Origin of the sequence: Streptomyces sp. WZ-12, assembly GCF_028898845.1 — a bacterium.
Lineage (GTDB): Bacteria > Actinomycetota > Actinomycetes > Streptomycetales > Streptomycetaceae > Streptomyces.
Window position 1 is genome coordinate 3721775 of sequence record NZ_CP118574.1, and the last position, 13406, is coordinate 3735180.

General features: G+C 73.8%; 12 protein-coding genes. 3 read left to right on the forward strand and 9 right to left on the reverse strand.

The features are described from left to right. From PV796_RS15675 to PV796_RS15700, 6 genes are all read right to left on the reverse strand, one after another. A complete protein-coding gene (locus PV796_RS15675) occupies positions 1-384 on the reverse strand; it encodes a hypothetical protein (RefSeq protein ID WP_274913782.1) in 384 nt (127 codons plus the stop codon). 1 nt (position 385) lies between these two features. Further along, entirely contained in the window at positions 386-2053 is a 1668-nt protein-coding gene (locus tag PV796_RS15680; RefSeq protein WP_274913784.1) for a hypothetical protein, read from the reverse strand. 386 nt (positions 2054-2439) lie between these two features. After that, complete coding sequence (locus PV796_RS15685; RefSeq protein WP_274913785.1) at positions 2440-3429, reverse strand: malate dehydrogenase; 990 nt, start codon at positions 3427-3429, stop codon at positions 2440-2442. 413 nt (positions 3430-3842) lie between these two features. After that, complete coding sequence (locus PV796_RS15690) at positions 3843-5063, reverse strand: NADP-dependent isocitrate dehydrogenase (protein ID WP_274913787.1); 1221 nt, start codon at positions 5061-5063, stop codon at positions 3843-3845. Between the two features lie 122 nt (positions 5064-5185). Continuing rightward, positions 5186-5614 carry a DUF3017 domain-containing protein gene (locus PV796_RS15695; RefSeq protein ID WP_274913788.1) on the reverse strand — a complete coding sequence of 143 codons (429 nt, stop codon included), beginning with the start codon at positions 5612-5614 and terminating at the stop codon, positions 5186-5188. A gap of 135 nt (positions 5615-5749) precedes the next feature. After that, complete coding sequence (locus PV796_RS15700) at positions 5750-6616, reverse strand: bifunctional methylenetetrahydrofolate dehydrogenase/methenyltetrahydrofolate cyclohydrolase (RefSeq protein ID WP_274913789.1); 867 nt, start codon at positions 6614-6616, stop codon at positions 5750-5752. A 257-nt stretch (positions 6617-6873) separates the two neighbouring features. On the opposite strand from PV796_RS15700, the gene PV796_RS15705 reads away from it, so the two are divergent. After that, on the forward strand, positions 6874-7686 hold the full coding sequence (locus PV796_RS15705) for an RDD family protein (RefSeq protein WP_274913790.1): 813 nt from the start codon (positions 6874-6876) through the stop codon (positions 7684-7686). Positions 7687-7804: 118 nt separating this feature from the next. Next, the gene (locus tag PV796_RS15710) at positions 7805-8401 is read left to right on the forward strand and encodes a hypothetical protein (protein ID WP_274913791.1); all 597 of its coding nucleotides are present in this window, start codon (positions 7805-7807) and stop codon (positions 8399-8401) included. Between the two features lie 67 nt (positions 8402-8468). On the opposite strand, the gene purH is transcribed toward PV796_RS15710, so the two are convergent. Both purH and purN read right to left on the reverse strand, forming a co-directional pair. Then, a complete protein-coding gene (gene purH, locus PV796_RS15715) occupies positions 8469-10040 on the reverse strand; it encodes a bifunctional phosphoribosylaminoimidazolecarboxamide formyltransferase/IMP cyclohydrolase (RefSeq protein ID WP_274913792.1) in 1572 nt (523 codons plus the stop codon). Then, complete coding sequence (gene purN / locus PV796_RS15720) at positions 10037-10681, reverse strand: phosphoribosylglycinamide formyltransferase (RefSeq protein ID WP_274913793.1); 645 nt, start codon at positions 10679-10681, stop codon at positions 10037-10039. The genes purH and purN overlap by 4 nt, the downstream gene beginning before the upstream one ends. 272 nt (positions 10682-10953) lie before the next feature. Between purN and PV796_RS15725 the strand changes: the two genes are divergently transcribed. Beyond that, a complete protein-coding gene (locus PV796_RS15725) occupies positions 10954-11886 on the forward strand; it encodes a hypothetical protein (RefSeq protein ID WP_376567346.1) in 933 nt (310 codons plus the stop codon). Between the two features lie 69 nt (positions 11887-11955). Here the strand turns inward: PV796_RS15725 and PV796_RS15730 are convergent, their stop codons facing one another. Continuing rightward, complete coding sequence (locus PV796_RS15730; RefSeq protein ID WP_274913796.1) at positions 11956-13311, reverse strand: cell division protein PerM; 1356 nt, start codon at positions 13309-13311, stop codon at positions 11956-11958. Positions 13312-13406: the final 95 nt, after the last annotated feature.

Here is a 13406-nt window from a genome sequence, read left to right on the forward strand (position 1 = left end):
TCAGCCTCCCAGCAGGGCGCCGACCGCCTGGACCGCCGCGGCGCCGGACGACAGCAGCCCCACCACGGCGCTGGCGTCGGTCAGCGCCGTGCGCAGCCGGGTCAGCCGGCCGGGGGCCGCGGCACCGGTGCCGGTGATCTCCCCCTCGGTGTCGGCGAGTTCGGTCGACAGCGCCTGCACCTCGGGGGTGGCCACGGCCCGGTCGAGGTCCTCGCGGAGGGTGCGGACGGCCCGGAGGAGCTCCTCCTGGGCCGGGTCGACGGCGGGTGCGGCGCCCTGGACGTTGTCGCCGATGTGGGTGACGGTGTTGTGGTCGCCGATGGAGATGGCGCCCTGCACGTGCTCGATGCGGATGCCCTTGTCGGATGCGTCGGACGGTGCCACGTCAGGACCTGCCCTTCTGGGAAGCGGAGTCGCCCGCGGAGGTGGCGGCGCCGTGGTGGGTGACGGTGTTGTGGTCGCCGATGCCGACGGCGCCCTGGGCGGACTCGACGTAGACCCCGCCGTCGGCGACGTGGACGACCCGCTGCTCGAACTCCTCGGTGCGGTAACCGGCGTCGCGCAGCGCGGTGGTGACGCCGGCCGCCACCCGCGCCTGGATCGTGCGCAGATAGCGGGCGACGTCCATGTCCTGGAAGAGCGAGGCACCGCCGTCCGAGCCCAGTTCGCGGACGGAGCGGGCCGGGCCCTCGGGGAGGGCGGCGCGGTGCCCTCCGGTGAACAGCCGCCAGGTGGAGCGCACGCCGCGCAGCAGGCTCAGCACCGCCTCGCCGGACGCGCGCGGGGCGTGGGTCAGCGCCCACACCGCCCGGCCGAAGTGGTCGTGGTGGCGGTGGCGGTGGGCGATCCGGTCGGCGTCCTGGTAGAGCTGGCGCAGCGGCCACAGCACGTGCGGCGCGACCTCCAGCACCAGCATGCCGCCCTGGGTGTGGACCCGGACGAAGACGGTGGTGACCACGCCCTCGTTCCAACCGCCGACCCGGATGCGCAGGAAGTGCCGGCGGGTCTCGCCGCCCTCCTCTATCGCCGCGGCCCGGTGCTCGGCGAAGCCGGTGGGGTCGTGGGGCGCGTCGGCACGGGTCAACAGGCCGTCGGCGGGCAGGAAGACGCACTCGTCGATCTCCAGGCCGCGCAGCCGGTCGCGGACCAGCGACGCCGTGCTCGGCGGGCCCGACGGGACGCGCAGCGCCTCGACCAGCGGGACGATGCGGGCCAGGATCGCGCCGTTGTCGAGACGTTCGGTCGGCCGGTCCTGCGCGGGGACCAACTCCACCGACAGCGACCAGGGTTTGAACGGCTCGCCGGCGCCGCAGAACGGGGCGGCGGCGCGGTAGAGCACCATCGGGCCGTGCTGCTCGGTGCGGATGCGCTGCCGCAGCCGCAGGAAGCGGATGCCCTCGGACCGCTCGGCGGGGTCGGCCATCACGTCGGGGAAGCGCTGCGGGGAGAGTTCGCCGGCGAGCGCCCGGGCGAACTGGCCCCGCTGGACGGCGACCAGGGCGGCGATCAGCACCGGCAGCAGCAGCGCCACCCAGACCGCGAAGGCGGCCCCGCCGTCGGACGGGCTGCCGCCCAGGCCCGCGTAGTCACCGGACAGCCCGCCGCCGGTGAACCCGGAGGCGGAGCCGGGCAGCAGCCCGGTACCCGACCCGTCCGTCCAACTCCCCAGGGAGCCACCGTCGAACGCGGCCGCCGTGAACACCGCGAGGAACATCAGCAGCGTCAGCCGGCCGTACCAGCGGAAGAGGAACGAGACGCCCAGGGCCAGCCACAGGGGCACCGGGGCCCGGCGGACGAAGCGGCCCAGGCCCATCAGGGCGACCGGGAGGACATAGGCCACCGCCAGCCCCTGGGAGAGCAGGACGGCCAGGATCCAGACGCCCAAGATGGCCGCGGCCCAGCCCAGTTCGAACCGGCGGGCGCGCAGGGCGTGGGCCAGCACCCGGGCCGCGTCGATGCCCAGGGAGGGCGCGGCGAACCGCTCCTCGTGGACGTAGAGCTCGTCGATGACGGCATCGCGGTAGGCGTCGTCGAGGTAGGTCCCCGCGCACAACAGCCGGGTGGCCTCGCTGGCACCGGGCGGGACGGTGGGGAGCGGGGTGGCCGGGGGCTCCTTGCGCAGCCGCGGCGCCCCGTCCGAACCTCCCGGCTGCGCGGCCCCCCCCCGACTGTGCGGGCACGTCGTTACCGTTCATCGGCCTCCCCCGTAGCTGCCGTGTGCGCGTCGCCGCGTGTATCCGCCTCAACGCGCCGGGGCGGCGGGCCAGTTCCACCGGCGGCCGTCTTCACCCGGACGTGTGACGGGTTCCGCAGCATAGAGGAGCGGCGGGCACGCTGTCAGCGCGTTTCCGGCCCCGAGGGGGCGTCAAAACGCCGAGCCCGCACGGCCGTTGGGCCGTGCGGGCTCGCGAGTGCTGCGGCGGTGCGCCGGAGGTGGCGTCAGAGGAGGCCGAGCGCGCGGACCGCCTCGCGCTCCTCCGCCAGCTCCTTGACGGAGGCGTCGATGCGGGTGCGGGAGAACTCGTTGATCTCCAGGCCCTGGACGATCTCGTACTTGCCGTCCTTGGTGGTGACGGGGAAGGAGGAGATCAGGCCCTCCGGGACGCCGTAGGAGCCGTCCGAGGGGATGCCCATGGAGGTCCAGTCGCCGTCGGCGGTGCCGTTGACCCAGGTGTGGACGTGGTCGATGGCGGCGTTGGCGGCCGAGGCGGCGGAGGACGCGCCGCGGGCCTCGATGATCGCCGCGCCGCGCTTGGCGACGGTCGGGATGAAGGTGTCGGCCAGCCACGCCTCGTCGTTGACCTGCTCGGCGGCGCTCTTGCCGGCGACGGTGGCGTGGAAGATGTCCGGGTACTGGGTGGCCGAGTGGTTGCCCCAGATGGTCAGGCGGCGGATCTCGGACACCGGGGTGCCGGTCTTCTTGGCGAGCTGGGTCAGCGCGCGGTTGTGGTCCAGGCGGGTCATCGCGGTGAAGCGCTCGCGCGGCACGTCCGGGGCGGCGGCCTGGGCGATCAGCGCGTTGGTGTTGGCCGGGTTGCCGACGACCAGGACCTTGATGTCGTCCGCGGCGTGGTCGTTGATGGCCTTGCCCTGCGGCTTGAAGATGCCGCCGTTGGCCTCCAGCAGGTCGCCGCGCTCCATGCCCTTGGTGCGCGGACGGGCGCCGACGAGCAACGCGACGTTGGCGCCGGCGAAGGCCACGTTCGGGTCGTCGGTGATCTCGATGCCCTGGAGGAGCGGGAAGGCGCAGTCGTCCAGCTCCATCGCGGTGCCCTCGGCGGCCTTGAGGCCCTGCGGGATCTCCAGGAGGCGCAGCTTGACCGGCACGTCCGCGCCGAGCAGTTGGCCGGAGGCGATGCGGAAGAGGAGGGCGTAACCGATCTGGCCGGCGGCGCCGGTGACGGTGACGTTGACGGGAGTGCGGGTCATGGCGATCTCCTGCGCGGTATTCCGGGGGCAAGCCCCTGGACCACCTTGGGTGGCGGTGGGTGTCCCTGCCCATCTATCAAGGTCTCTTGGTATCGAGAGACCTGGCCGTCAGGCTATCGGACCCCCGTCCCGCCCAGACGACGGGCCGGTGTGGGACACCTCACCGGCCGTCACGGGCGGACCCGACCGGACCGCCTCGCCGCCCGCGTGCGCGCGGTGGCCACGGCCCGGTCGGGCGCGGCGGCCGCCCGCTCTCGGAGGGGTAGCGCGGGCGGCCGGCGGTTGTGCCACACCCGTGGGGGGTTGTGGAGCGCATGCCCGGGATCGGGCCGGGCAATCCCCCTTCTCCCCCGACGGCCCGTCGGTGACGGCGAATCCCGGCCAGATGTGAACGCCCCCGCCCCCGCCGCGGATCAGGCGGGCGCCATCGCCTTCTGGAGGCCGGCGTCCAGCGCCTCCAGGAACTGGTCGGTGGTGAGCCAGGGTTGCGCCGGCCCGATGAGCAGGGCCAGGTCCTTGGTCATCTGGCCGCCCTCGACGGTCTCCACACAGACCCGCTCCAGGGTGTGCGCGAAGCGGGTCACCTCGGGGGTGTCGTCCAGCTCGCCGCGGTGCGCCAGACCGCGGGTCCAGGCGAAGACCGAGGCGATGGGGTTGGTGGAGGTGGCCTTGCCCTGCTGGTGCTGCCGGTAGTGCCGGGTGACGGTGCCGTGCGCCGCCTCGGCCTCGATGGTCCGGCCGTCGGGGGTCATCAGGACCGACGTCATCAGCCCGAGCGAGCCGAAGCCCTGGGCGACGATGTCGGACTGGACGTCGCCGTCGTAGTTCTTGCAGGCCCAGACGTAGCCGCCGGAGGACTTCAGGACCGCGGCCACCATGTCGTCGATCAGCCGGTGTTCGTAGGTCAGGCCGCCGGCCTCGAACTCGGCCCGGAACTCGGTGTCGAAGACCTCCTGGAAGAGGTCCTTGAAGCGGCCGTCGTACTTCTTCAGGATCGTGTTCTTCGTGGAGAGGTAGACGGGGTGGTTGCGGTCCAGCCCGTAACGGAACGCCGCCCGGGCGAAGTCACGGATCGAGTCGTCGTGGTTGTACATCGCGAGCGCCACCCCGGGGCCCGGGAAGTCGTGCACCTCCACCTCGGTCGGCTCCCCGCCGTCCGCCGGGGCGAAGGTCAACGTGAGGGTGCCGGGGCCGGGGACCTTGAGGTCGGTGGCGCGGTACTGGTCGCCGAAGGCGTGGCGGCCGACGATGATGGGCCGGGTCCAGCCGGGCACCAGCCGGGGCACGTTCGCCATGATGATCGGCTCCCGGAAGATCACGCCGCCGAGGATGTTGCGGATGGTGCCGTTCGGCGACCGGTACATCGCCTTCAGGCCGAACTCCTCGACCCGGGCCTCGTCCGGGGTGATGGTGGCGCACTTCACCCCGACGCCGTGCTCCTGGATGGCGTGCGCGGCGTCGACGGTCACCTGGTCACGGGTGGCGTCCCGGTTCTCGATGCCGAGGTCGAAGTACTTCAACTCGACGTCGAGGTACGGGAGGACCAGCCGGTCCCTGATGGACGACCAGATGATGCGGGTCATCTCGTCGCCGTCGATCTCGACGACGGGACGGGCAACCTTGATCTTGGCCATGAGACGTCCCTCTCGCGGTTGGGGCACCCCCCGGACGTCGCCAAGTTACCCGCGTCACACGGGACCGCGGCGCTACGGCACGAGGCGTGCCGCGGCGCCGCGGGGAGGTCTCGGGGCCGCTCCTAGCGCAGCGTGAAGTGGACGATGTCGTCCAGGAACGGGACGTGGATCCACGGCTTGGGCTGCACCATCATCGCCAGGATCACGATCACGGAGCCCAATCCGCCGTAGGTGAGCAGGTCGGTGAAGCGGGACCGGACGGCCAGCATCCCCACCGACGGCAGCATCCGGCGCAGCACCGCGCCGCCGATCAGGGACAGCCCGATCACGATGCTGCCGATCCGGAACGCGCCCAGCGCGACCAGCAGCAGCCCGAGGCCGACCCCGCCCAGCACGCTGAGCAGCGGCCACTGCCGGGCCGGCGCCGGGTAGTCGCCGGAGGCGGCCCGGCCGCCGCCCTCGGGGCGGGCGGTGTCGCGGGTGAGCTGCGGAAAGCGGCGCGAGGTGCGCTGCGGCTCGGATGCGTCCTCCGAGTGCGCTTCGGCAGCCATCTTTGGCGGTCAGCCCCTTCCGGTGTCCGGGTCGGTGTCGCGGATGCGTCGTGGTGTGGGTGTGGTGCCGCGGGCGGCGGCCCTTCCAGGCTCGCACGTCCCGGCCGGCCGGTGCCCCGGCCGGCCCGTCGGCGGCTAGCGGCCGGCGTCGGCGGCCGCGCGCTCCGCCGCCTCGACGACGTTGACCAGGAGCTGCGCGCGGGTCATCGGGCCGACGCCGCCCGGGTTGGGGGCGACCCAGCCGGCCACCTCGGCGACGCCGGGGTGCACATCGCCGACGATCTTGCCGTGCTCGTCCCGGCTGACACCGACGTCCAGGACGGCCGCGCCCGGCTTGACGTCCTCGGGCTTGATGATGTGCGGCACGCCGGCGGCGGCGACGATGATGTCGGCCTGCTTCAGGTGCGCGGAGAGGTCGCGGGTGCCGGTGTGGCACTGGGTGACCGTGGCGTTCTCGGACTTGCGGGTGAGCACCAGCGGCATCGGGCGGCCGATGGTGATGCCGCGGCCGACGACCACCACGTGCGCGCCCTTGATCTCGACGTCGTGCCGGCGCAGCAGTTGGACGATGCCGTAGGGGGTGCAGGGCAGCGGGCCCTCGATGCCGAGGACGAGGCGGCCCAGGCTCATCGGGTGCAGCCCGTCGGCGTCCTTGGCCGGGTCCATCAGCTCCAGGACGCGGTTGGCGTCGATGCCCTTGGGGAGCGGGAGTTGGACGATGTAGCCGGTGCACTCGGGGTTCTCGTTGAGCTCCCGGACGACCGCCTCGATCTCCTCCTGGGTGGCGGTCGCGGGCAGTTCGCGCTGGATGGACGCGATGCCGACCTGGGCGCAGTCCCGGTGCTTGCCGTTGACGTACCAGCGGCTGCCGGGGTCGTCGCCGACCAGCAGGGTGCCCAGGCCCGGGGTGACACCCTTGGCCTTCAGCGCCTCCACGCGGGCGGTGAGCTCGGACTTGATCGCGGCGGCGGTGGCCTTGCCATCCAGAATCTGGGCAGTCATAGCCCCCATCCTCCCGGATGGAGGCACCCGTGTTCCAATCAGGGCGCGCGGACGGCAGTTGTCCGGAAACGATCATTGCGGTTGGACAAAAGCTGACCGCCTTGACTGGACAGACGGAATCCTCACCTAGAAGGATTGACGCCGCAGTGCCGCAGGCATCGTCGGGGGCGGGCCATGTATCGCATGAATCAACCTGTGTTTCCTCCGAGTCGCGCCGCGTCGTCCCCCACTGGCATTCAACGGAGGAAAACAACAGCATGAGCTTCGGTGACCCGAACAACCCTTACGGGCAGCCGCCGCAGGCCCCGCAGGGGCCGTACGGCCAGCAGCCCCCGGTCCCCCCGCAGGGCGGTCAGCCCGGTTACGGCTACCCCCAGCAGGGCGCCCCGCAGGGTCAGCCGCAGTACGGCTACCCGCAGCAGGGCCAGGTCCCCCCGCAGGGCGGTCAGCCGGGCTACGGCCAGGGCGGTCAGCCGGGCTACGGCTACGCGCAGCAGCCGGCGAACCCGTACGGCCAGCCCGGAATGCAGGGCATGCCGGGGATGCCGGGAATGCCTACGGGGTACGCGAGTTGGGGCGCGCGGGTCGGTGCCTACCTCATCGACGCGCTGATCGTGGGACTCATCCCGGGCATCCTCTACGCCATCGGCATGGCGATGACGGCCAGTTCGGCCGCCTCGTCCATCCCGGACTACTCAAGCTGCCCGCCGGGCGACTTCAACTGCATCCACAACGCGGCCACCGCCGCGCAGTCGTCGAGCGGCGCGCCGGTCGGCGCCATCCTGCTCATCCTGCTCGGCGCGTTGATCGCCCTGGTCGGCGGCATCTTCATCCTGATCAAGGAAGGCAGCACCGGCCAGACCCCGGGCAAGAAGGCCCTGGGCATCAAGCTGGTCAGTGAGGCCACCGGCCAGCCGATCGGCTTCGGCATGGCCTTCGTGCGCAAGCTCTGCCACATCGTCGACGGGCTGCCCTGCGACATCGGCTTCCTGTGGCCGCTGTGGGACGAGAAGAACCAGACGTTCGCGGACAAGATCGTCAGCACCGTGGTCGTCCAGGCTCCCAAGTAATGCCGTTACGGGCCGCACGGACGCCCGCAAGAGCCCACGAAGGCCCCCGCGCAGCAGCGACCGGGGGCCTTCGTGGCGCTCGTCGATACCGCCTCAAGTCGCCTGAAGGGCACCGCTCGTGAGTTATCCCAACCCCAACCCCTACGGCCCGCCCCCGGGCCAGCAGCCCGGCCAGCAGCCCGGCTACGGCTACCCCCAGCAGCCCCCGCAGCAGCCGCAGCCGCAGCAGCCCATGGCGCCGTACGGCGCGTACCCGGGCGGCCCGATGCAGCCGGCACAGCTGCCGTACCCGACGGTGATGCCGGGCGGCGTGAAGGCGGCCCGGGTGCTGCTGTGCGTACTCGCCGCCCTGAACGTCGTCGGACTGGTCCTGGCGGTGGCGGGGCTGGGCGGCATCAGCAAGGCGTCGCACCAGGCGTCCGCCTCGCCCTACGCGACGACGGACATGTCGGTGTTCAACGTCGGCAAGGGCGTGCTGATCGCGGTGATCGTGGTCATCGTGGCGTTCACGGTGGCCGCGATCACGCTCGCCGCGCAGTTCGGCAACGGCGGCAAGGGCGTCCGCGTCGGCGCCATCGTCTTCGGCGTCGGCACCATCGTGCTGAGCTTCCTCAGCTTCCCAATCGGCCTGGTGCACACCGTGCTGGGCATCCTGGTGGTGGTCTTCGTCAGCCGGGACGACGGCAACGCCTGGTTCAACCGGCCGCGTTACTGACCCGCGCGCAACACGGCCGAGGGCCGCACCCCGTCGGGGGTGCGGCCCTCAAGCACGTCCGGCGGCCCTAGTGGAAGAAGTGCCGGGTGCCGGTGAGGTACATCGTCACGCCGGCCTTCTTGGCGGCCTCGACGACGAGTTCGTCGCGGATCGAACCGCCGGGCTGGACGATCGCCTTGACGCCGGCCGCGATCAGGATCTCCGGGCCGTCGGGGAACGGGAAGAAGGCGTCCGACGCCGCGTAGGAGCCGCGGGCCCGCTCCTCGCCGGCGCGCTCCACGGCCAGCTTGCAGGAGTCGACGCGGTTGACCTGGCCCATGCCGACGCCCACCGAGGCACCGCCCTTGGCGAGCAGGATCGCGTTGGACTTCACCGCGCGGCACGCCTTCCAGGCGAAGGCGAGTTCGGCCAACTCCTGCGCGGACAGCGCCTCTCCGGTGGCCAGCGTCCAGGTGGCCGGGTCGTCGCCCTCGGCCTGGAAGACGTCGGTGTGCTGGAGCACCGCGCCGCCCGACAGGAGCTTGAGGTCGCCGGGCTGGTGCGGGGTGCCCTCGACCTTCAGGACCCGGATGTTCTTCTTGCGGGCCAGGACCTCGACCGCGCCGTCCTCGTAGGCCGGGGCGGCGATGACCTCGGTGAAGATCTCCGCGACCTGCTCGGCGAGCGCGACGGTGACCGGGCGGTTGACCGCGATCACGCCGCCGAACGCGGACAGCGGGTCGCAGGCGTGCGCCTTGCGGTGCGCCTCGGCGACGTCCGCGCCGACCGCGATGCCGCAGGGGTTGGCGTGCTTGATGATCGCGACGCAGGGCTCGTCGTGGTCGTAGGCGGCGCGGCGGGCGGCCTCGGTGTCCACGTAGTTGTTGAACGACATCTCCTTGCCGTGCAGTTGCTCGGCGTTGGCGATGCCGCCCGGCTGGCCGTCGACGTAGAGGGCCGCGGCCTGGTGCGGGTTCTCGCCGTAGCGCAGCGTGCTGCGGCGCTCCCAGGTCTCGCCGAGGAACTCGGGCAGCGCGGCGCCGTCCTCGGCCGGGGCGTGGACATTGGTCATCCAGGTGGCGACGGCGACGTCGTAGGCGGCGGTGTGCTGGAACGCCTCGGCGGCCAGCCGCTTGCGGGTCGCCAGGTCGAAGCCGCCGCCGTTGGCCGCGGCGAGCACGTCGGCGTACCGCTCGGGGCTGGTGACCACGGCGACCGAGGGGTGGTTCTTGGCGGCGGCGCGGACCATCGAGGGGCCGCCGATGTCGATCTGCTCGACGCACTCGTCGGGGGTGGCGCCGGAGGCGACGGTCTCCCGGAACGGGTAGAGGTTGACGACCACCAAGTCGAACGGCTCGACGCCGAGGTCGGCCAACTGCCGCTGGTGGTCCGCGAGGCGCAGGTCGGCGAGGATGCCGGCGTGCACCTTGGGGTGCAGGGTCTTGACCCGGCCGTCGAGGCACTCCGGGAAGCCGGTGAGCTCCTCGACCTTGGTGACCGGCACCCCGGCGGCGGCGATCTTCGCGGCCGTCGAGCCGGTCGAGACGAGCTGGACGCCGGCCGCGTGCAGCCCCTGGGCCAGCTCCTCCAGGCCGGACTTGTCGTAGACGCTGACCAGCGCGCGCCGGATGGGGCGCTGCGTACCTTCGGTGGCGGTCACGAGATACGTACCTTTCGTCCCTCTATGCGGTAGCCGTGCCGGGCCAGGCGCCCCACGACCTCGACGAGCAGCGATCGCTCGACTTCCTTGATGCGCTCATGCAGCGCGGATTCGTCGTCCTCCTCCCGGACCTCGACCACGCCCTGGGCGATGATCGGGCCGGTGTCGACGCCGTCGTCGACGAAGTGGACGGTGCAGCCGGTGACCTTCGCGCCGTACGCGAGCGCGTCGCGAACGCCGTGGGCACCGGGAAAGCTGGGCAGCAGCGCCGGGTGGGTGTTGACCGTCCGGCCGCCGAAGCGGGCCAGGAACTCCTTGCCGAGGATCTTCATGAAGCCGGCGGAGACCACCAGGTCGGGGGCGTGCGCGGCGGTCGCCTCGGTGAGCGCCGCGTCCCAGGCCGCGCGGTCCGGGTGGTCCTTGACCCGGCAGACGAACGTCGGCAGCCCGGCCCGCTCGGCGCGCTCCAGGCCGGCGGTCCCGGCGCGGTCGGCGCCCACCGCCACGACCTGTGCGCCGTACGCGCCGGCGCCCTGCTCGGCGATGGCGTCGAGCAGCGCCTGGAGGTTGGTGCCGGAGCCGGAGACGAGGACCACGATCCGGGCGGGGGCGGAGCGGGCGGGAAGGGAGGAGGGGGCCACGATGCGGTCTTTCTCGCCGGGGCTTGCGGGTCTGGGGTGCTGCTTGCGTGCGGGTTTGTGCGGTCGCACAAAGCGAGGGGTTTCGCGGATACGGGGAACCCTACGAACGCGCCGACCGTCAGCAACGATACCGGCACACCGCGCGGCCCCCACGGGACGGGGGCGAGCACGCCAGGTAGCGTCGGGCGGGAGAACGCATGCAGTTCATGGTGACCGTCCGCCCGGCCGACCCGCCGGACGGACGCCCACGACAAGGGGAAGACTCACTCCAGATGCCGGACCGACGCCGCCGCGCGGCTCTCCTCCCTCCCCCAGCCACGGCTGGGTGGTACCCCCAGCCCACCACCGCCCCCGGAGTGGTCCTCCTGCCGCGCGAGCGCATGTCGTCGTCCGCCCCGGATTCGCCGGGGTCCGGCGCCCCGGGCCCGGCGCCCGCCGCCCAACGGGCGTCCGCCGGCCGGGACGACAACCCCTTCGCGCCGCCGCCGGCCGGCGCCCCCGACCAGGAGTGGCGCCCGCGCCACCCCGCCGTCGAACAGGCCCGGGCCGACGACGGCGACGACAACGGCAAGGGCGACGACGGCGAGGAGCGGCGCCCGCAGGACCAGCCGCCCACCTGGGGCAGCCAGTGGAGCAGCCGCCAACCGGGCCGGCAGGGCGGCGAGTTCGGCACCCGGCCGGGCCGGGGCGGCGGCCAGGGCGGGCCCGGCGGACCGGGCGGCAGCGGCCCCGGCGGGCTGCGCTGGGACCCCACCGACCCCTCGCAACGACGGGCCCGCTACGCCCTGCTGGCCGGCATGTGGGCGTTCTTCTTCGTGCTCTTCAGCCTGCCGGAGGTCGCCCTGCTGCTGGGCGCGCTCGCCCTCTACTGGGGCATCAGCGCGCTGCGCGGCAAGCCCGCCGCGAAGAAGCCGACCGACGCGGCACCCAGGGGCGGCGCGGCCGGCGGCAGCACCGCGACCGCGCCGGGCCGGCCGGGCGGCGCCCCCGGCCCGGGCGTCCGGCCGCAGACCACCGCCGCGATCGGCGGCCTGGTGACCGCCTCGCTGGCGCTGATGATGGTGGCCGCGACGTTCACCGTGCAGATCGTCTACCGCTCCTACTTCACCTGCGTGAACGACGCGTTGACCCAGGCGGCGAGCAAGTCCTGCGAGACGCTCCTGCCGCCGGGGCTGCGCCCGCTGCTCAGCCAGCAGCAGCCGTAACGGGGCGGTGGGCCGGGCCCGTTGGGGCCCGCCCGCTCCGCTCGGGCCGGCGCTCCGCGGCGCGCGCCGTCAGCCGGCCCGGCCGCGGCGGAACGGGAGCCCGGGCAGCCCGCGGCGGCCGGGAGCGGGCCCCCGCGCCGCGGCCCGCCGCCGCCAGGCCCGCAGCCCCAGCGCCGCCGGCACCCCGGCCAGCGCCGTCCACCCCGCCGCCGCCAGCCCGGTGAGCCACCAAAGAGGGCCGAACGCGCCGAGCGTGTCCCGGCCCAGCGCCCCGCCGGCCAGTCCGGCGAGCACCGCCGTCACCGCCCCGCACAGGCCCGCCGCCATCACCGCGGTCCCGGCGGTCCACCGCCACGACCGGTGGCCGTCCCCGACCGCGTAACGCGCCAGCAGCAGCACCGCGGCCGCCGGCACCAGCAGCGCCAGCACGCCCACCGGCCAGCTCCCCGGCCCCGGTTCCGGCAGGCCGTCGAGCAGCGGGAGGTGCGGCAGCCGGGGGCGCGGCGAGCTGCCCAGCGGCCCCACCGTGCTGCCGGCGCCGACCGTGAAGCCGGGGCCCAGGCCGTAAGCGGCGCCCCACACGGCCGCGTTGGGGAGCAGGACGAGGCAGAGCAGCAGCACCGTGCAGCGGCCGGCCCAGTCCGGGGCGAGCCGGGCCAGCTCGGTGCCGACCCGGCCGGCGTGCAGGGCCAGCCCGCACAGGGTGAGCAGCGCGCCGGCGGCGAGCAGGGCGAGGGTGGCGGCGGCCGCCGCCCGGCCCGCGGTGGCGAGCCGGGGGCCGGGGAACGCGGCGCGCAGTTTGGCCGGCAGGGCGCCGAGGGCGCGCGGGACGCGGACCGGCAGCAGCGCGACGGCGTCCGGTCCCAGGGCGTGCCAGGCGGTGGCGGCGAGGGTGGCGACCGCGGTGCCCGGGACGGCGAGCAGCGCGGACAGCGGCGCGGCGGGCAGCCGGCCGGTGGAGGCGTAGAGCAACGCACCGGCGGCGACGAGCAGATAGCCGGCCAGGAGGGCGCCGAGCAGGGTGCGCGGGGCGAGGGTCGGGCCCGGCGCCGCGGGGCGGGGGTCGGCGGCCGCGGCCAGGGTGTCGCGGGCAGCGCGGTGCAGCAGCCAGACCGGGAGCGCGGCGAGCAGCAGCGGGGTCAGGCCGACCGGCGCCGGGGCACCGGTCGAGGTCGCCTCGCGGACCAGGCCCCCGCCGTGCGCCATGAACCAGAGCCCGGCGGCCAGGTGCAGCGCCCGGGAGGGGCCGCTGTCCGGGTACGGGGAGACGACCCAGAGCAGCAGGACGGCGACCGCGAGCGCGCCGAGGCCGAGGCCGGCGGCGGTCACCCCGCTGACGACGGCGGTGCCGATCGCGGCGGAGCGCTCTGCGGCGGCCCGGCCGTGCGAGGACAACGTGGTGCCGCGTTCGGTCAATTGGCTCACACCGCCATGCTGCCAATAACGGTCGTTTCCGCCACGTAACGGGCATTCGTCCGCCGTGTCGCGCGCGCTCCCCGCCCGGCGTTTGAAGACTTCCG